The sequence below is a fragment of the Bacillus cereus group sp. BfR-BA-01523 genome (assembly GCF_022662615.1).
GTDB lineage: Bacteria > Bacillota > Bacilli > Bacillales > Bacillaceae_G > Bacillus_A > Bacillus_A mycoides.
This window is the reverse complement of sequence record NZ_JAKUDX010000001.1, coordinates 567,728-588,596: the sequence shown is the minus strand read 5'-3', so window position 1 is coordinate 588,596 and position 20,869 is coordinate 567,728. Positions and strand designations below refer to the sequence as shown.

Here is a 20,869-nt window from a genome sequence, read left to right as displayed (position 1 = left end):
AATAGGAAAAGTAATTCGAGCAGTTGAAAATAGAGTTAAAATTGAACGGGATGGTTTAGAAATTGTAGGAGTCGAAAAAGTAAAATGAAAAATACCTCATAGGATAGACAATGGAAAAGTCTATCCTATGAGGTATTTTTTGAGGAACATATAAAGGAATGAGAAACCGATAAATATTTATGAGGACAGCTCATGTAGTAACTATATGTTTTTGCATAAACAAAGGAAACAGGAGGGAGATATATACGGGATACGAGGTATTCCTATTATTTTCGGTATTGAGGCATCCCGTTGTACTTCATTACCCACCCTTTGGAGTATTCAAATTCTTTTCGCGGAATAGTCAGAATCTTACTTGTCTAGCGCGCCCATTTTGCTACTCGCTCTTAGATATTTTAATAAGTCTGATTTTTAGTTCTTACTATAACCTTATTTTCTATTTTACTCTTAGAACAAGAGGGGAAATTAAGTTTGGATGATTCAATTATAAAGTTTGTTCCTTCTATAGGTGCATATGCTGAACCTGTGATATTGAGACATTTAATTCATCATACTGGTGGACTAGTTGATTTTATGGAAATAGCTGAAGAAATGAATATTAAATTTACTGATAAATTAACCCCTGAAGAATCGCTAGAACACCTTAATAAGCATCAAATGGAAAGGTTCCCAGTAGGAACTAAATTTGAGTATAGCAATACAGGATATTTTCTATTATCGCAAGTAATAGAGAAGGTGAGTGGCAAGTGCCTGCGTGAATTTATGAAGGAGCGTATTTTTAACCCCTTAAATATGAAAGATACAACAATAGTGGACAGATTTCCAACTTCTATATCAATCGCTAGGGGGTACTTGAAGAATAAACAAGGCACATATGAAATCTATGAAAGCCCTTGGGAACATACAGGAGATGGCGGTGCTCATATAACTGTTGAAGATTTAGTAATATGGGGAGAGAATTTAACTGCAGGTACCGTTGGTGGAAAAGATTTAACGAAAAGGATGAGTGAAATTGGTCCGAAAATTTCTCCAACTGGGGAGACGATCATTGATGATGAAGAGTATGCTTTTGGATTGGAAATTGCAGATGGTTATAATTGCCGATATGTGGAACATTCAGGGAGATGGGTTGGTTATAGTTCACACTTCATACGGTTCCCAGAAGATGGATTATCTATTGCGGTATTAAGTAACTATGACGAATTTGACCCTCATAATTATGCTATATGAAATAGCGGAAATTGTTTTAGAAAGAGAAAAAAACAATAAGAAGTAGATTTTCTATAAAAGATGTGGGTAATCCTCATATATTGGTTGGAAGAGGTGTTTGAAAAGGTATTTATTGGGAGAAGGATTGATTTCTTAATTTAAAAAAGCATGACGATTCAATGTCCTGCTTTTTTATTTATTGCCATTTAGCTGTTCTATATTTACAAGAACAACATGGATTTGGAAGTATAGGACAGAACTCTGGTTTTGCAAATGGAATCATATTCATGGGATTTTTCCAGTGAATTTCTTTTCTAATAATGATGGCAAGTTGTTTAATATAGAAGCAAGTAATGGGGCTGAGGCACCTAAAGTTTTACTCAACTCAAAGATGAAACTTGACAAGTTAATTGGCATACTGTAAGTTTGGTTAATGACTTAAATCATTAACCATATAACGGTAGTGGTGTGATTCATGAAAATTAAAAAATATTTTTGTACACAAAGGTTACGGCGATGATTGAGAATGACGTTATATCTGGAGGATACAGTCTGAATGATTGGAGTATTACAACCACTTGGAATGTTAAAGTATTTGAAGAGCAATCATCTATAATTTGGTACTTGACAAGTAAATGGGTATATTGTAAGTTTGGTTAGTGATTTGAATCATTAACCATATAACGTTAAGAGAAGGAGGTCCCATGAGAACTCAGAATTCTCTACTTGTATAAGTTGCAGGGATGACTAGAATTACTAGTTTATTTGGAATATAGATTCCGAATGATTTAAACAAAAAAAGCATTCTCAGAACTATAAATCACTCTTAGAGCGCCTACCTAAAATATGGAGCTTGACAAGTAAATGGGTATATTGTAAGTTTGGTTAATGACTTAAGTCATTAACCATATAACGATAAAAGATCAAGTTCCATGAGAATTCAGAGTTTCGTACTTGCACAGGTTGCAGATATGGTTGGAAATAATATTTCATCTGATACATATAACCCGGATGATTTGATTATTTCAACTACTCAGATTTCTAAGTTTCTCTCAGTAAATCCAACTACATCGTTACAGGTTGTTAGGATTCTTACGGATTAAGGCTTGCTCTATAAAAAGCGTGGAATCGAAATGACAGTAACTGGTGAAGCCCAACAGATCATATTGGGCGAGCGAAGAAAGCACTGCTAGATACAATTAGAAAATTGATATATCACGAGAGTAAATAATTAAATTAATAATGGAGGAAAATGATGATTAAGTTATCCAATGTAACCAAAGATTATGGGAAAAATGAAGGGTTACGGAATTTTTCCGTAACTTTAGATTCACCCGGTATTTACTGCTTGCTAGGTAAAAATGGGGCAGGTAAAACTACCTTTCTTAAATTAATTGCGGGTCATCATAATGCTAGTGCGGGTCAAGTCACAGTTAAGGGAAACCTTGTGAATATGATGCGAATGCCGGAGCAAGTATACTTCGTTCCTAGTGATGCAGAACATTTTAACATGCGTATAAAGGATCTATTTAAGACTGCAAATGAACTGCACAATCAGTTTGATCTTAATTTTGCGATTGGAATTGCGCAAAAATTCAAACTGGACTTAAATAAAAAATATGAACAGGCATCTTTTGGTATGAAGGTTATGGTCAATACAATTCTTGGAATGGCCAGTAACAAAGATGTGATTATTTTAGATGAACCGGTTTTAGGCTTTGATGCCATTACACGCAAAAAATTTTACGACTTATTACAAGAATGCAACGAAGAGAAACCAAAAATTATTATTGTTTCCACGCACTTGATAGATGAAATCTCTAGTGTTGCAGAAAAACTTCTTATCATTGATAAAGGGGAACTCAAATTATATGCCGATACAAATGATATTGATGAAATGGCTTATTCTGTAACAGGTCCGGTTGATGTCGTCGAACAGGTAACAAAAGGTCTAAATATTATTGGTAAAAAGAACGTGGGTGGATTTGTATCACAATACATTTTTGATAAGCCAATTGAGGATACAGACACAGTAATTATTTCACCATTGGGTCTACAAGATTTCTTCATTAGTCTTGTTGGAGAAGAATAAAGAGACCTTGTTTGTGAAAATATAAAACTAGGAGGAATCAAGATGAATGCACTTGCTGTAGCAAAGCTGAATTTTAAGAAAGTAAAATTATCGTACGTTATTTTTTTCGTAGCGATCGTCTTACAAATAATTAGTTACGTGATCAATGATTTAGTAGGAACATCTAATAAAGGGGGTTTTTCCTTAAGTTTTGGATTTTATTCTTATATCATAATTTTAATGAGCGCGATGCTCATTCCCGCTAAGAATTTCCGGAAGATTATGAATCTTAATGTAAAAAAGCTGGATTATATGAGAGGGATTCTTATAAATTATATTGGCTTTGCCCTCATTATTTCAATATTTACAGTGCTTTGCTATCTTTATTTAGATAAATTAATACCTGTAGGTGATAACGGATTTGTAGCCAACCCAATTGGTGTTTTTGGTTGGGATAATAATGGTGTTAGTATTGCCTTCATTCGTCAATTTGTATTTATGCTGATGGTAGGTTTAATTGTTCATACATTAACTACAATCCAGGGATCTTGGTACGGTTGGCTTACGGATATTATCATTGTAGCTGTTATTTGTATATTTACACCTATTGCTTCTCTTCGAAAAGTATTAGGTTTGATATTTGACACCCTAATTTTTACTCCAAACGCAGTTATTCAAATTATAAGTTCTCTTGGGGTATCTGCTATTGTCTATGTTTTATGTGCTTTGGTCGTAAGTCGTAAGAAGATTTAAATCACAATTAATACGTTATCAGTTACTAAAAGATTGGGATCATAAAGGTGAAATGAGTATTCATTGTTATGCTGAGTGTAAGTAGGGCAGGATTGCATACTGAGACTCGTATAGAATATAAAAATGCCTATCTTCACCATTATAGACCACTTCATACACGTTGAAATTATTAACTAAAGATTAGTGGAGGGATTATTATGTTTAAGTTTACTAAGCCTATTATAGCAAGTGCGATAGTGATTTCACTTGCAGCTTGTGGTACAACGCCTGAAAAGCCAGATGAGAGTTCACAAAAGCAAAATGTTACGCAAGGTACAAAAAGTTTTGATGAGAAAGATTTAAAAATGAAAAGTGCAGCCTACTTGGAGCAATTTCAGAAAAATGATTTCGATCAACTTTATAAAAATGTAACTCAGGAAATGACAAGTAAATTACCTAAGGAAGAGTTTGCTTCTAAATGGAAAGCTTTAATATCTCAATTAGGGCCTGCTCTAGATACAGAATCGGAAGTATTTAATTCGAAAGATAAAAATGGAAAAGTGTCTATTACCACAGTACATCGTAAAAATAATTTGCAAACCACTTTTGTTTATACAAAGGATGGCAAGGTAGCAGACGTTCAAACTGAAATGCAGCCACTTATAGTGAAACCAGAGAAAGGTGAAAAATGGGAAGAATCTTCGATTAAAGTTGGGTACAATGAAAAAAAATTGAATGGGTTGTTAACTCTCCCGAAAGGAATAGAAAAACCACCGGTTGCAATTTTGCTTCAGGGGTCTGGTCCCAATAATATGGACTCTATCATTGGTACGGGTCTTAATCGTCCTTTTGCAGATATTGCACACGGTCTTGCAGAAAAGGGAATTGCTTCTATCCGTTATGACAAACGTTCTTATGCCTATCCGAATGATGTTTTCGATGTGGAAACAGAATATTTGAAAGATGCTAAAGAGGCAGTACGACTTGTTAAAGAAGATAAAAGAGTAGATAGTAATAAGATCTATCTAATTGGGCATAGCCAGGGTGGTTTACTGGGACCAAAGATTGCACAAGATAATCCAGAAATAAAAGGTTTTGTCTCAATGGCAGGTACCCTACGTCGTTTAGAGGATGTAGTGTTGACACAGACTACATTGCGAGTGGAACAAGATACAAAACTATCGGACGAGCGTAAAAAAGAGGAAATGGAAAATACGAAAGAGTCAGTACAAAAAATAAAAAAACTCAACACCTCTGACAAAAAAGAAGTTTTACTTGGTTATCCAGCTAGTTACTGGAGTAGTTTGAATAAAATTAATGGAGCGAGCATTGCTAAAAATCTTGATATCCCGATGTTTATCATTCAAGGTACAACTGATTTTCATGTTTTAGAAAAAGTGGATTATAAACTGTGGCAGGAAACACTTGCGGGTAAAGACGATGTTAGTTTCAAGCTCTATCCAGGGCTGAGTCATTTGTTTATGCCAGGCGGTTCCGCAGATAAATTTGACGGAAGTATTTACAATAAACCAGCTCATGTAGATTCTCAAGTGATAGAGGATGTCTCAGGATGGGTTAACGCTCAACATTAATTCACTTAAAATGAGAGCAAAATATTATCCTTTTGTAAAGAAAAGTATAGATTCGGCCACAATACAAACATTTTGGCTGAATTCCAAAAATGAAAATTAAATTATGTATTTATTTAGAAAGTGGTGTTTTAAATTATGAAAAAAGTTTTTAAAAAGGTCTTACCTGTCACTGTTGTTGTTGGTTCAGTACTAGTTTTTACTTCTGCATGTACAAATGATACTAGTTCTGATAAGCAAAATCACCCAATAAAATATGAGGAAAAGAGCTATTCAATAGAAGCAGATAAGATTTCCCAAATATCTCTGTCTGATATGGATCGTAGTGTTGATGTGGTAAAATCAAACGATAATGAGATTCATATTACGTATTTTGAAAATGATAAAGAATCATATGCAATAGATGTCTCAGGTGAAAAGAATTTAATAATGAAAGCCAATACTAATAAAGAATTGAAAGACTATGTTGGCCTTAATTCTGATAAAACACATAGAAATGTAAAGATATCGATTCCGCGCGGTATGGAAAGCGGTATTGAAATAAAAACATCTAAAGGAGATATTAATCTATCAGAAGTAAATATATCCGGTTCCGTTGAGGCAACAACTTCAAATGGGAAAATAAAAGCTTCAAATGTAAAAAGTGAAAAAAGCTTCAAAGTGGAAACCAAAAATGACGATATAAATCTATCAAATGTTGATGTAAAAGGTTCCATTGATGCATCGGTTTCAAATGGTAACCTAGATATAGAAAAAGTTGCGGTTGACGATGCATTAAAATTAAAATCAAAAAATGGCAGCATAAATGGAACTATTGTAGGATCGTATGATGTATTTAGTATCTCGAGTCATGTTTCTAAAGGTAAAAACAATCTGCCAGAAAATAAAAGCGGTGGTGATAAAAAATTAGATGTCAGCGCTAATAATGGGGACATAAACCTGGAATTTGTTCGTTAATCTTAATATTATAAAACTTGGATTTTTAAAATTTCAAAGAAACCGACCTATTTTGATCAATTTTTTTCAAAATGGGTCGGTTTCTTTGATTATCACCTTTTCTTTGGTTTCTAAACCGCCGAGTGAAGCACATTACGGTCCTACATTGATGAGCGCCCACCTATTACAATATACCTACCAACTTGACAAGTTGATAGGTATATTGTAATATCGGTTAGTGACTCAAATCATTAACCGTACAACGGTGGGGGAAGGAAGTGCTCATGAGAACTGAGAAACCCGTATTTGCACAGGTTGCAGAGATGATTGAAAATGACATTTTATCTGGTACATATAACCCGAATGACTTAATTATTTCAACCACTCAGATTTCAAAACTTCTCTCAGTAAACCCAACTACATCGGTGAAGGCCGTGAAGATTCTCGCAGATAAAGGTGTGCTTTATAAAAAGCGAGGGATTGGAATGGCAGTAACCAATGAGGCAAAGAAAATCATATTGGACGAGCGAAAAAAAGAGCTGTTAGATACGATTCGACAATCGATGAAAATTGGTATATCACGAGAGGAAATCATTAAATTAGTAATGGAGGAAAACGATGATTAAGTTATCCAATGTAACCAAATATTATGGAAAAAATGAAGGGTTACGGAATTTTTCCGTAACCTTAGATTCACCCGGTATTTACTGTTTGTTAGGTAAAAATGGGGCAGGAAAAACTACCTTTCTCAAATTAATTGCGGGTCATCATAATGCTAGTACTGGCAACGTCACAGTGAACGGAAATCCCGTTGATATGCTGCATATGCCGGAGCAAGTTCATTTTGTTGCAAGTGATGCAGAACATTTTAACATGCGTATAAAGGATTTATTCAAGACGGCAAACGAATTAAATAGTCAGTTTGACATTGAGTTTGCAATGGAAATTGCGCGAAAATTCAAACTCGACTTAAGCAAAAAGTATGAACAGGCATCTTTTGGGATGAAGGTTATGGTCAATACAATCCTTGGAATGGCTAGTAATAAAGATGTGATTATTTTAGATGAACCCGTTTTAGGCTTTGATGCTATTACACGCAAAAATTTTTACGACTTATTACAGGAATGCAATGAACAGAAACCCAAAATCATTATTGTTTCCACACACCTGATAGATGAAATCTCCAGAGTTGCAGGAAAACTACTTATCATTGATAAAGGGGAACTCAAATTATATGCCGATACAAATGATATTGATGAAATGGCCTATTCCGTAACAGGTCCGGTTGATGTCGTCGAGCAGGTGACAAAAGGTCTAAATATTATCGGTGTGAAAAACGTGGGTGGATTTGTATCGCAATACGTTTTTGACAAGCCAATTGAGGATACGGACACAGTAATTATTTCACCGTTGGGTTTACAAGATTTCTTCATTAGTCTTGTTGGAGATGAATAAAGAGGCCTTTTTTGTGAAAATGTAAAACTAGGAGGAATCAAGATGAATACACTTGCTGTATGTATTTTTGTACCATCCTTACTTATAGTGTATATCCATTGAATAAAAATTTTTAGAGTCTTTTTTATGCAAAGGAGTTAACAATGAACGTAGAGTGGTACAAACTAGATAATGCCGGAAAGCTATATGCTTCAACTGTTACATCGAGAGTTTCTACGGTTTTTAGACTCTCAGTAAACCTTAACAGCATGGTTAGTCCTGATGTTTTACAATGGGCTATTGAACAAACATTAGAACAACTCCCTCTATTTAAAGTAATCGTAAAGAAGGGGATTTTCTGGAATTATTTTAAAAAAACGAATGAAATTCCTATTGCTTCAATAGAGCATTACTATCCTTGTTCTAATCTGTTTTTTACCAGTCATAACACATTCCCTTATCGTATTCTGTATTATAATAGAAGAATTTCTTTTGAAGTTTCACATATGCTGACAGACGGTACGGGAGCTTTAGAGTTTTTAAAACTTTTGGTGACTTATTATGTAATAAGGAAAGAATCTCTTGATTTGCAAATGGAAACGAAAAATAGAATTAACTTAGAATTTGAAGATTCTTTTGCTACATATTACGAAGAAAATGTACCAAGCTGGCAAGAAAGTCTTGATTATGCATACAAACTTCCATTTAAGTTTGATAAAAAGGGAATATATCATATTACTACAGGAGAGATCGATATAAGGGAAATTAAACAGTTAGCTAAATCTCAAGGTATAAGCATTACTACTTATTTAATATCTAAATACATAGAGGTATTAATCGAAATTCAAGATGAGCTAGCAGCGACCCCTAAACCTATCACCATAAATGTACCTGTTAACTTGAGAAACTTTTTTGAAAGTCAAACGCTTCGCAATTTCTTTGTTAGTATACCCATAACAATTGATCCTCGTCTAGGAGAATATACATTTCATGAGATTGTACAAAAGGTTCAAATAGAATTTAAACGATATTTAAACAGCAAACAATTGAAACCACTTATTGCTCGAAATGTTCGTGGAGAAAGAAATGTTTTACTACGACTTTTGCCACTTACTATTAAGGACCAATTGGCACCTATTATACATTCAAAATTTGGAGAAAGCTTGTATACAAGCTCTATTTCTAATTTAGGAGTAGTATCTCTGAACAAGGACATAGAACCTTTTATTGAACGATTTGAATTCTATCCACCCCCCAGTGTAGGTAATAAAATAAAAGCCGGAGTTATTAGTTATGGTTCTTACATGTATATTACTTTCGGAAATATATCTGATATTCAAATTGTAGAACGGGAGTTCTTTAGAAAACTAAAAAAAGATGGTATTAATGTGAAAATAGAATCTAATAGGAGAGGATATTAGTGGCATATTGTCCGAAGTGTGGCATTCAGGTAGAGAGGGACCAAATACCTTGCCCATTATGCTTTACCGATATTCCTAAGGTCTCAAGCGATAAACAGCTTCTTAAAGAAAATGGTTTTCCACACTACTACAGTATGTATGAAAATGTAAGAGATAACGTACTAAAACTAATTTTTCGTATTATTAGCGTAGGGGCTCTTTTAGCTCTTTTCATTCCTACATTAATTAATTTTATATTAGCTAAATCTTTAACATGGTCTCTATATAGTAGCAGTGCAGTCATTTCTTTTTGGATTTTAATTTATGTTTTTTCTAAGAAAATTAAAAGGAAAGCTCTTATATTAAGTATTACAACTATATGTTTATTACTTGCCTTAGATATGGCAGATAATCAAATAAATTGGTCTGTTACTATAGCAATTCCTATTTTTTTAATGTGCGTTACTTTAATTTGGCTGAACAGAATGTTTTATAAAAAGAACAAAAAAAGATGGCTTGCTTTTGTTGGGATAATTACAATATCTGTATTTATTTTAACAGCGTGGATTAGTTTTATATTAGGACAATATAGTAAACGTCCCTATACTTTTTCAAGGTCTCTCGAGGATATGAAAATCTTTTTATCTATTGGTACCATATGTCTAATTCTTTCCTATGGTTTTCCGAACAAATGGAAAGAAATATTGAAAAGAAAATTTCATTTTTAACTTTTAAAACAGTTGTCAATTTTTTATTCTGTGAGTCAATGACATCTCTAATAACAAGTAAAGACAGTAGTCATAGGTATTTTACAAGTGCTCATTTAATAATGTAGCGCTTGTTTTTTCTTCTTTAATAATAAATAATCCACCAGTTTATAATTTTTGAAACTTAAGGAATTTGTAAGGATTTAAGTAAGATAGAAGAGGGTTGTGCTCTGTATAATCCTAACATTCGGTTAATATAGGGGTTGAAATGTCATATATATTAAAAATATATCAACTTACAAAATCGTTTCAAGAAAGTAAGGTTGTTTCTAGGGTTAATATACATGTGAAAAAGAAAAATCTACCGATTATTAGGGCCGAACGGTGCTGGTAAAACAACGATTATCAAAATGATTATAAATTTAATTAAACTGACAAGTGGTGAGATTGAAATTTGCGGTGAGAGATTGACGAATATATCATTTGGATTGCTAAAGCGTATGAGGATAATTAATGAATTATAGGCTTCAAATGAAAAGAATGATACTGATAAATAGGCTGGGTATTAATATAAAGTTTTCTATTTAATTATCGTTAAACTTTTTTGATAGGGCTATGTTTTTTGAATGATGCAGTCTTAGTGTTGTTTTTTAAGATTCAATAGACTTTTTGTACAACTAATTACTTGGCACCACAATGTAATTAAAAGAATGGTGAATTGTCATGAAATGTTTTAGCTGACATAACGGAATGAAAAACATGACATACAGCTCTAAACTGCTTAATAAGTAATGATGAAATATTTTGAAATTAAACTTTGAACAAAAGATAAGTATATAGGATTAGCTGATTCAAGTAAAGTAAGTCAGGTCGTATTAAGACATTAGAAAGTGTAAGCAGTGCTATCGAATTCATATTTTACATAGACCAAATCTCATTGCAACTATGGAAGCGGTCTCTTCGGATAGGGAAAATCATTATTTTGTTAATTTTGATGAAAGTGTATATTTAGATTCATAATGAGGTGATTCAATTTATATTGAATTAACGTATTCATTGATGCGAGTATATTCATTTATAACTATTGTTTTTCATTTGAAATTCAAATAGTGTATTAAGATAAAAAAGAATATTGACAACTGAATCGACGAATTTTTCATGGATATGACTGCAAGTATTCATTTGTTTGCAAATAATCCGCGCGAGTTCGCAGTAAAGTTCAAGCGAGAAATATATGAACGTACACGAATTGAAAGTACGATTGGTATCGGTCCAAATTTATTATTGAGTAAAGTAGCGATGGATATTGAAGCGAAAAAGAATAAAGATGGAATAGCGCACTGGACATATGACGATATACCCGAGAAGTTATGGAGAATTAGACCGCTCAGTAAATTTTGGGGTATATCGTATAAAACTGAAATGAAATTGAATCGAAAAGGTATACATACAATAGGGGAGTTAGCGCAGTACCCTTTGAAATATTTAAAGCAATCGTTCGGTGTAATAGGAGAAGAATTACATTTACACAGTAACGGGATTGATTTTAGCAGAATAGCAGAGAAGTATGTTCCAGCAACAACATCTATAGCGAAAAGCCAAATATTATTACGTGATTATTCGGTAGAAGAGTTCATCGTTATTTTATTAGAGCATATAGAAGAAGTTTGTTATAGGTTGAGAAGAGAAAAGAAATACGCTCAAACAATCCATTTTTTAGTTGGATATAGCAAGGAATACGGCGGGGGAATAAGAAAGGCACATACGTTAAATAGAGCAACAAATTTAACAACGGATATTTACAATGTTTGTACATATTTTTTATACGAGCGTCACACAGGGGAAGCGATTCGATCGTTAAGTGTCTCATTAACAAACCTTATTAATGAAGGTGAAGAGCAAATTTCACTTTTCGATAACATTATACAAAGAGAAAAAGAAATGCGATTAACGAAGGTTATGGACGAAATTCGAACACGGTTTGGTAAGGACAGTATTTTACGAGGGATTTCCTACACAAGCGTCGCAACAGCAAGATATCGAAATACATTATTAGGAGGACATAAGTCGTGATGAATGCCAATATGCCAAAAGGAAGAGGTATGGTAAAGTGGCAACCGTTCGCCAGTATGCCAGAGCAGTTCGTCTGTATGTGATTTGAACCATAAATTTGCCACTTTGGCAAGCTTATGGTTCTTTTTGTTTGCGGCAAACTTATGCTTCAAATTTGTATGTTTAGGGGTCAACATACATACCCAATAACCTATCGTTAAAAATAACATTTAACGAGCTATTTCTTACACACCACACGCAACGATTAAATACAGAAAATTTCAAGGTATCCCCAAAAAAAAAATTATCTTTACACAGTTCTTATAACAATTTAGCTTATTTTAAGGCGCTAAAAATAGATTAAGAGAAACCGCTGTCTACTTCTGATCATTTATTAAAAAGTTTGAGATAGGGATTAAAAAATTATTTGACAATCTAAATATAAAAGGATATTATCTTACACTATAAGATAATAAAAAAAGGAGGGGACTCAATGTTTTATAAAAAGTTGGCAGCAGAGTTTTTTGAATTTATGGTAAAAGCACAAAATAGATCGATGGGACCACTTGATACGCAAGAATTTTCTCGTGGCGAAATGGGAATCTTGGTGTATTTAACATTTAAAAAGGATGGAGTAACCTCTGGACAATTAAGTGAGGCTTTATATGTAAGTACTGGTCGAATTGCTACCGCTCTTAAAGGTCTTGAAAAAAAGAATTTAATTGAGCGTCGTACGGATTCTACGGATAAGCGTAGAGTCAATGTATATATTATGGAGGCTGGTAAACAAATCATCTTAGAGAAGCATGAGCAAGCACTTAAGAAGATGGAGATGAAACTGCAAAAGCTTGGGAAAGAAGACGCACATAAGTTTGTAGAACTTTCGAAACGTGTGTTCTCATAATCGTATATAAAACACCTTATAGACTTTAAAAAATAGGCAGTTTTCATGAGTATTATTAAATTTGCAGTTCAACACTGGACTGCATAAAAATTTATTATATATCTTACACTATAAGATAAAAGGGGAATTGATATGTTGAAAATATTTAAATATTTGAAAAGGAATGAATGGATACTTGTTCTATTTAGTATAGCATTCATTACGGTACAGGTTTGGCTGGATTTAAAGCTGCCGGACTATATGGCTGAAATCACGACATTAATCCAAATGGAAGGTACGAACTTTTCTCAAATTATTGGACCTGGAGCATATATGCTACTCTGTGCAGTAGGAAGTATGGTTACTGCTGTTATCGTAGGCTACTTTGCTGCTAAGGTCGCAGCGGGATTATCCAAACGTCTACGCGGATTAGTTTTTGATAAAACTTTATCTTTTTCACTGGAAGAAATTAATCGTTTTTCAATAGCAAGCTTGATTACTCGTTCAACTAATGATGTTACGCAAATTCAATTTATTGTGGCAATGGGATTACAGATCATTGTAAAAGCACCAATTCTAGCTGTTTGGGCAATCATGAAAATTTCAGGAAAGAGCTGGCAATTGACAACAGCTACAGGTATAGCAGTTGTCGTTTTATGCATGATGTTAGCTGTGATTATTCTATTTGCAATACCAAAGTTCAAAATCATCCAAACTCTTACTGATAATTTAAACCGTGTAACTCGTGAGAACTTAACAGGGATGCGCGTCGTACGTGCTTATAACGCTAAGGGCTATGAAGAAAATAAATTTGAAAAAGCTAATATGGAATTAACAAAAACAAATCTTTTTGCCAATCGTTTAATGGCAATTATTGGGCCAGGAATGACGGCGATTATGTCTGGTTTAAGTGTTGCGATTTATTGGATTGGTGCGTATTTGATTAACGAAGCACAGATGATAAATCGAATTACAGTTTTCTCGGATATAGTTGTTTTCTCAGCGTATGCCATGCAAGTTGTAATGGCGTTTATGATGGTAAGTATGATTTTTATTATGTTACCTCGTGCTACGGTATCAGCAAAACGTATTATGGAAGTACTTGAAACAGAAGCGATAATTAAAGATGGTACAGTTACAGAAGGAAAACCAGGTATTGTGGGAGAGATTGAGTTCCGCAATGTTAGCTTTAAATATCCAGATTCAGAGAATCATATTCTTCGTAACATTAGCTTTACTGCAAAAAAAGGAGAAACGGTAGCTTTTATTGGATCCACGGGGAGTGGAAAAACAAGTTTGGTAAATTTAATTCCTCGTTTCAATGATGTTTCTGAAGGTGAAGTGTTGGTTGATGGCATAAATGTAACGAATTACAGACAAGAAACTCTACACGATAAAATTGGCTACGTTTCACAATCGTCTGTGTTATTCAGTGGTACTGTAACTTCGAACGTTTCCTATGGAGAATCTGGACATATGGATTCGTCACTAAATGCTGTCAAAGAAGCATTGGAAATTGCACAAGGGAAAGAATTCGTAGAAAAGCTTGAAGGACAATATGAAGGACAAATATCACAAGGTGGCACAAATGTATCTGGGGGACAAAAACAGCGTATATCTATTGCTCGTGCAATTTATCGGAAACCAGAAATTTATATCTTCGATGACTCGTTTTCAGCATTAGACTACAAAACAGACAGGGTTCTACGTTCTGCTTTAAGAAAAGAAACGAAGGATGCCACTACCTTAATTGTTGCACAGCGCATCGGAACAATTAAAGATGCAGACCGCATTATTGTGCTTGAAGAGGGAGAAGTAGTTGGGAATGGAACACATGAACAATTAATGGATAACTGCGAAACGTATCAAGAGATTGCATATTCTCAGCTTTCGAAGGAGGAATTGACTCATGGCTAAAAATGATTATACCATTGGAGATCATGAAAAAAACTCAAAAAATGAGAGACAGATGGGCGGAGGTCCTAGTCCAATGGGTGGCAGGGCCCAAGGACAAAAAGTGAACAATTTTAAAAAAACGATTCAACAGCTGATTTCCTACTGTAAGTCTTATATACCCATTGTCATTTTTGCCTTAATATTAGCTTTTGTGGGTTCTGCGTTTAACGTATATGGCCCAGAGAAATTAAGTGAAATGACCGACATTATCCAAGAAGGAATTAAGGGTGACATTGATTTAGATGCGATCCAAAGCATCGGAATCATTCTAGTGGTGCTCTACGGATTAGGCTTGGCATTTAATTATATTCAAGGGTTTATAATGGCAACGGTAACACAAAGGATTACAAAAAAAATGCGTACAGAATTATCGCAAAAAATGAATCGAATCCCTTTAAGTTACTTTGATAAAACGAGTTATGGAAATATATTAAGCCGTGTAACAAATGATGTTGATACAATTGGCCAAACGCTAAATAACAGCCTAGGACAATTAGTAACGGCGATCGCAACTTTTGTTGGTGCATTGATAATGATGTTCTATACAAACTGGATTATGGCTATAACAGGAATTGTTGCAACCTTAATTGGATTTATTTTAATGACATTGATTATGAAGCGTTCTCAAAAATACTTCGTACAGCAGCAGGCTGAACTTGGGAAAATCAATGGACATATTGAAGAAATGTATGCAGGTCACCATATCGTAAAAGCATATAACGGGGAAAAGGAAGCAAAAGAAGTATTCCATACAATCAATGATCGTCTTTTTGATAATGCTTGGAAATCACAGTTTATGTCTGGGATTATGATGCCTATCATGCAATTTATCGGGAACTTTGGGTATGTAGCAGTTTGTATTGTTGGTGCATTACTTGTGACAAATGGTGTAATTACAATTGGAACAATCGTTGCCTTTATGGTCTATATTCGTTTGTTCACACAGCCTTTATCACAATTAGCACAGGCTGCAACGAATCTGCAATCTACAGCAGCAGCAAGTGAACGTGTATTTGAATTTTTAGCAGAAGAAGAAGTGTCAGATGAAAGTGAAAAAACAATGAGATTAGACAATGTCAAAGGGAATGTGGAATTTAATCATGTTAAATTTGGCTATGATAAAGATCGTCTAATCATTAAAGACTTCTCTGCTAAAGTGAATGCAGGACAAAAAGTAGCTATCGTAGGTCCAACGGGTGCTGGAAAAACGACATTAGTAAATTTATTAATGCGATTCTATGAACTGAACAGTGGTGAAATTACTATTGATGGTGTTCCTATAAATCAATTAACTCGTGAATATGTGCATGATCTATTCTGTATGGTACTTCAGGACACATGGCTATTCGAAGGGACGATTCGTGACAATATTGTCTATTCCAAGGAAAATGTTTCAGATGAAGAAATCATAGCAACATGTAAAGCAGTTGGGCTGCATAATACGATTAAAAACTTATCTAAAGGTTATGATACCGTATTAAATGATAAAGCGAATTTATCAGCTGGACAAAAACAATTAATTACGATTGCCCGTACGATGATTGAAGATGCCCCATTATTAATTCTAGATGAGGCTACGAGCTCAGTTGATACACGCACGGAATTATTAATTCAAAAAGCAATGGATCGTTTAACAGTTGGGAAAACATCCTTTGTAATTGCACACCGTCTTTCGACGATAAAAAATGCTGACTTGATCTTAGTGATGAAAGAGGGAGACATTTTAGAAACAGGAAGCCATGAGGAGTTACTAGCCAAAGGTGGATTCTATGCGGATCTGTATAATAGTCAATTTGAATCAGTCTCTTAAGTATTGATTATTAACTTCTTTCTCAGGATCCTTGAGGCTAAAAGCTGGTGAATGAAGTACGAAGGTTTAGTAGGTAGGGCTAGAAATAGATATAGACCCTTTTAAGACCATAAAATTAATTTGCTGGATGAGGTTGGTTGAACAAAGACGAGTTTTTAAATTATTGTTCATGTAATTTAAATATCTTATGCTTGGCATACTATTCAGTTGTGTCATAGGTCAAAAAATTTAGCAAATATGTAAAGCTCCATTAAATAAAAAATGGAGCTTTACTTTTATTTATACATTAAATCTTCAAAGTGTCAGGTGCCCCATTTTCCGGATGGATATCATCTCCATTCAGTACTCCATGCATCTAGAAGTCCAAAGATCGATTCACTTCCTAATAAATTCTGGTTAGACGATTATGACAACGTGTCATATTTTACCTTTGACGTATGACACGTTGTCATTTAGTATTAATTTATACCCAGTTGTGACACGTTGTCACATGTTGGTTAGATTGGAGGATAATAGTATTTTTAAACAAGACTTTGTTGATTTATAAGTATTTTGATTACAGATATTTCCCTCATTTTATTAGAAGAATATCTCAAGCAGAACAATAAGAGTTTTTCTAAATCATAAAAAAATCAACTTTATTAGGAGGAGAATAAATGAATTTATTAGAAGTGAAAAATATTAATAAATCATACACCATATATAAAAAAGAAAAATCAACAATTCTCCATGATATAAATTTAACCTTTAATAAGGGAGAGTTCGTGTCTATACTTGGTGAATCAGGATGTGGAAAATCAACATTAATGAATATCATTGGCGGTATGGACTCTGACTTTAATGGAGAGGTTCTTGTAGAAGGAAAGAACCTAAAGACCATGAAGGAATATGAACTTGATGATTATCGAAAAAGTAAAATTGGGTTTGTTTTCCAAAGTTTTAATTTAATTCCTCACTTAAGCGTGTTAGAGAACGTAACGATTGCGATGCAAATGGCAAGTAAAAGCGAAAAAGAACGAAACGAAAGAGCGAAAGAACTTTTAGCTGAAGTTGGCTTAAAAGATCATATGATGAAAAAGCCAAATCAACTTTCTGGAGGGCAAAAACAACGTGTAGCAATCGCACGTGCATTAGCAAACGAGCCAGACATTCTCTTGGCTGATGAGCCAACAGGAGCTTTGGATAAAGAAACAAGTCAACAAATACTAGAACTATTAGATAATATTGCAAAGAAAGGAAGGCTCGTAATTACTGTAACTCACTCTCAAAAGGTTGCCGATTCTGGTAGTAGGATTGTGAAAATCGATGACGGTAGAATTATCGAAGATATAAATCTGAAGGAGAGTTATCCATCTAACCAAAAGACTAAACAAGCGAAATCCAAAAGTCTAAGTCTAACTTCTTCACTCAAACTTGCGTTAAAAAATATGAAATTGAATGCAAAAAGAAATATACTAGTTGCTTTAGGTGGTTCCATCGGTATATTAAGTGTTATTTTGATGTTGTCTTTAGGTAGCGGTGCTACAAAGTATATCAATGATGAAATCAACTCCAGCATGAACCCTTTAATGGTTGAAATTACAAAAGGGAAAGAAGATAAGGCTGACAATTCCATGTCCATGCTAGCGGCAAAAGATCCTTTAAAGGAAGAAGATATTGAAAAAATTAAAAATATTGAGCACGTTAAGAGTATCGAAAAAGTAACATCTGTTGACATGAAAAGTAGTGCATTATATGGAGATAAGCGTTCAGATATTATGAAATTTTCAACAATGACTGATTCTATAAAAAAAGAAAATTTAGAAAAAGGGAGTCTTCCTAGCGAAAATGAAGTTCTTTTAACACCAGCACTAGCAAAATCATTAAGCAATGGGGAAGACTACAAGTCATTAATTGGCAAAGAAATAAGTGTCTATGTGAACGAAATAGGACAGGGAAATAAACCTGTCACTATCGAAAATAAATTAAAAGTATCCGGTATATATAAGGCTGAAGTTATGGGACCACAAGGAACAACTATGGCGTATGTACAATATGAAACGTTAGAAAAAACATATGCAGAGCAAGGAGTGACTTTAAGCCCTACTCAAATCAATGCTTTTGCTGAAAAACAAGAACAGGTAGAAGAAATTAAAACCGAATTAGGCAACTATGGATTTGAAAGTTCCCAAATGGCTGAAATGCTTAAACAAGTTACATCCTATTTAGATATGGCTACTGCACTCCTAGCAGGAATTTCGGGAATCTCTCTAATTGTTTCAGGTATTATGATTTTAGTCGTTTTATATATCAGTGTAGTTGAAAGAACAAAGGAAATAGGAATATTGCGCGCTGTAGGAGCGAGAAAGAAAGATATAAAACGAATTTTCTTCTCAGAATCCGCTTTGCTTGGTTTATTTAGCGGTTTAATAGCTGTGACAGGTGCCAGTGTAATTAGTTTAATTGGGAATACCCTTTTATCAAATAGCTTTGGTGCAGAGCTTATCAATCTAACAGCTCAAAATATGTTACTGGGTATAGTGGTAAGTATAGTTGTAAGTGTAATAGCAGGAATTATGCCAGCGTCCAAAGCTGCAAAGCTGGATCCAATGGAATCACTTAGGTTTGAATAGAATAGTCTTTTGTATCTAAGGTTAACACAAATATAATTTGTGTTAACCTTAGAATAATGAAGAGTCTCCATTAACAAGACTTAAATGAATTCTTTCGCTTTATAGAATATTAATAATGACAATGTGTCATATTTATAAATGAATATGACACATTGTCATTCATTTGATCGGAGGAAAAAATGCCTAAACAAACATTTTTTAATTTAGCAAGTGAAAAAAAGGAAGCATTAATTCAGGCAGCAATGAAAGAATTTTCAAGAGTTCCATTATTCGAAGCATCGATTTCCAATATCATCAAAGATGCTGGAATACCCAGGGGAAGTTTTTATCAATACTTTGAGGATAAAGAAGATGTTTTCCTCTTTTTATTAGATGAATATTCCAAAAGAGACAATGAAAAATTTATTTCGATCTTAAAAGAAAAGGATGGGGATTTATTTGACGCATACATTGAATTATATCAATATATGCTAACGAAATTTCAAAACCTAGAAAATAGAAACTTTTTTAGAAATGCCTTTTTGAATATGAATCATAAAGTTGAAAATACATTGACCCGAAATGTGAACGAGGAAAACTATAAGAGTCGATTATCAGAAATCATGGTTTTGATAAATACAGAAAAATTGAACATTATAGAAGAACGAGAAATATTCCATATCATGAAGATTATTATGGCGGTGACATTTCAAAATCTTATTCAAAATTTCGCAAAGGAAATCCCTTTCGATGAGTCGGTGAAAAACTATGCTTTAGAACTTTCTTTGCTTAAAAAAGGGCTTTATAAAGGGGCGAATAAATGAAAGTTTTAGAAGTCAAAGAAATGAGGAAATTCCAAATGGAAGATATGCAAAAATGGGGTCAGTTTTTATTACCTTATAAGTTTGCTTTAGACGAAATGAAAACAAAAATCACTATTATAGCTGAGGAAGCAAAATATTTAAACAATCACAATCAAATTGAACATATTAAGACTAGACTCAAATCTTTAGAAAGTATTCAATCAAAACTTGATAGAAAGAAAATTGCTCCTTCCCTATTAAATACGAAAGAACATTTGTATGATATTGCTGGGATGAGAATTATTTGTCCTTTTGTAAGTGATATCTATGATATCTATTCGCAATTATCTAACCGAAATGATATCGAGATTGTACAAGTGAAAGATTATATTACAAACCCAAAACCAAATGGATATCAAAGTTTACATGTAATTGTTCAAATTCCTGTGACACTATCCAAAAGTGTAGAAAAGGTTTATGTTGAAATTCAGCTGCGCACCTTAGCAATGGATTTTTGGGCTAGTCTAGAGCATAAAATTTATTATAAGTATGATAAAGAAATCCCTTGCTACCTTGAAAAAGAACTTAAAGAGGCAGCGGAAACGGTAAAATCTCTGGATGAAAAAATGAAAGAGATCCATAAAAAAGTAAAAGATTTAAATTGTTAAACAATGCTATGGAACCAAGGAAAGGAAA

The 20,869-nt window shown here is 33.7% G+C and carries 14 protein-coding genes and 4 pseudogenes; all 18 read left to right on the top strand.

All coding sequences use genetic code 11. The annotated features are described in order from the left end of the window. Positions 1-426: 426 nt before the first annotated feature. A pseudogene (locus MR066_RS03050) lies at positions 427-1,276 on the top strand (serine hydrolase domain-containing protein); the annotation flags it as partial. A gap of 1,188 nt (positions 1,277-2,464) precedes the next feature. Continuing rightward, on the top strand, positions 2,465-3,301 hold the full coding sequence (locus MR066_RS03045; RefSeq protein ID WP_242245949.1) for an ATP-binding cassette domain-containing protein: 837 nt from the start codon (positions 2,465-2,467) through the stop codon (positions 3,299-3,301). 42 nt (positions 3,302-3,343) lie between these two features. Continuing rightward, positions 3,344-4,033, top strand: coding sequence for a permease (locus MR066_RS03040; protein ID WP_242245948.1), 690 nt, complete (start codon positions 3,344-3,346; stop codon positions 4,031-4,033). Positions 4,034-4,230: 197 nt separating this feature from the next. Continuing rightward, positions 4,231-5,604, top strand: a complete 1,374-nt coding sequence (locus MR066_RS03035; RefSeq protein ID WP_242245947.1) for a serine aminopeptidase domain-containing protein — start codon at positions 4,231-4,233, stop codon at positions 5,602-5,604. A 135-nt stretch (positions 5,605-5,739) separates the two neighbouring features. After that, positions 5,740-6,558 (top strand): DUF4097 family beta strand repeat-containing protein, encoded by an 819-nt coding sequence (locus tag MR066_RS03030; protein WP_242245946.1) that lies wholly within the window; start codon positions 5,740-5,742, stop codon positions 6,556-6,558. A 263-nt stretch (positions 6,559-6,821) separates the two neighbouring features. Then, positions 6,822-7,163, top strand: a complete 342-nt coding sequence (locus tag MR066_RS03025) for a GntR family transcriptional regulator (protein WP_002035164.1) — start codon at positions 6,822-6,824, stop codon at positions 7,161-7,163. Then, positions 7,156-7,992, top strand: a complete 837-nt coding sequence (locus MR066_RS03020; RefSeq protein ID WP_242245945.1) for an ATP-binding cassette domain-containing protein — start codon at positions 7,156-7,158, stop codon at positions 7,990-7,992. Before MR066_RS03025 ends, MR066_RS03020 begins: the two co-directional genes overlap by 8 nt. Positions 7,993-8,135: 143 nt before the next feature. Next, positions 8,136-9,392: an alcohol acetyltransferase gene (locus tag MR066_RS03015; RefSeq protein ID WP_215589861.1), complete on the top strand. Its 1,257-nt coding sequence runs from the start codon at positions 8,136-8,138 to the stop codon at positions 9,390-9,392. Then, complete coding sequence (locus MR066_RS03010; protein WP_242245944.1) at positions 9,392-10,099, top strand: DUF6320 domain-containing protein; 708 nt, start codon at positions 9,392-9,394, stop codon at positions 10,097-10,099. Before MR066_RS03015 ends, MR066_RS03010 begins: the two co-directional genes overlap by 1 nt. 247 nt (positions 10,100-10,346) lie before the next feature. Next, a pseudogene (locus MR066_RS03005) lies at positions 10,347-10,596 on the top strand (ATP-binding cassette domain-containing protein); the annotation flags it as partial. Positions 10,597-11,221: 625 nt separating this feature from the next. After that, a pseudogene (locus MR066_RS03000) lies at positions 11,222-12,151 on the top strand (DinB/UmuC family translesion DNA polymerase); the annotation flags it as partial. Then, positions 12,148-12,231: pseudogene (locus MR066_RS02995) on the top strand (YolD-like family protein); the annotation flags it as partial. The pseudogenes MR066_RS03000 and MR066_RS02995, both read left to right, overlap by 4 nt. Before the next feature lie 392 nt (positions 12,232-12,623). Beyond that, positions 12,624-13,034, top strand: coding sequence for a MarR family winged helix-turn-helix transcriptional regulator (locus tag MR066_RS02990; protein WP_242245943.1), 411 nt, complete (start codon positions 12,624-12,626; stop codon positions 13,032-13,034). A 132-nt stretch (positions 13,035-13,166) separates the two neighbouring features. Next, a complete protein-coding gene (locus tag MR066_RS02985; protein ID WP_242245942.1) occupies positions 13,167-14,930 on the top strand; it encodes an ABC transporter ATP-binding protein in 1,764 nt (587 codons plus the stop codon). Continuing rightward, complete coding sequence (locus MR066_RS02980; RefSeq protein ID WP_242245941.1) at positions 14,923-16,779, top strand: ABC transporter ATP-binding protein; 1,857 nt, start codon at positions 14,923-14,925, stop codon at positions 16,777-16,779. The genes MR066_RS02985 and MR066_RS02980 overlap by 8 nt, the downstream gene beginning before the upstream one ends. Before the next feature lie 656 nt (positions 16,780-17,435). Next, on the top strand, positions 17,436-19,391 hold the full coding sequence (locus tag MR066_RS02975) for an ABC transporter ATP-binding protein/permease (RefSeq protein WP_242245940.1): 1,956 nt from the start codon (positions 17,436-17,438) through the stop codon (positions 19,389-19,391). A gap of 179 nt (positions 19,392-19,570) precedes the next feature. Next, positions 19,571-20,194, top strand: coding sequence for a TetR/AcrR family transcriptional regulator (locus MR066_RS02970; RefSeq protein WP_242245939.1), 624 nt, complete (start codon positions 19,571-19,573; stop codon positions 20,192-20,194). Between the two features lie 35 nt (positions 20,195-20,229). Next, entirely contained in the window at positions 20,230-20,841 is a 612-nt protein-coding gene (locus MR066_RS02965; RefSeq protein ID WP_242246095.1) for a GTP pyrophosphokinase, read from the top strand. Positions 20,842-20,869: the final 28 nt, after the last annotated feature.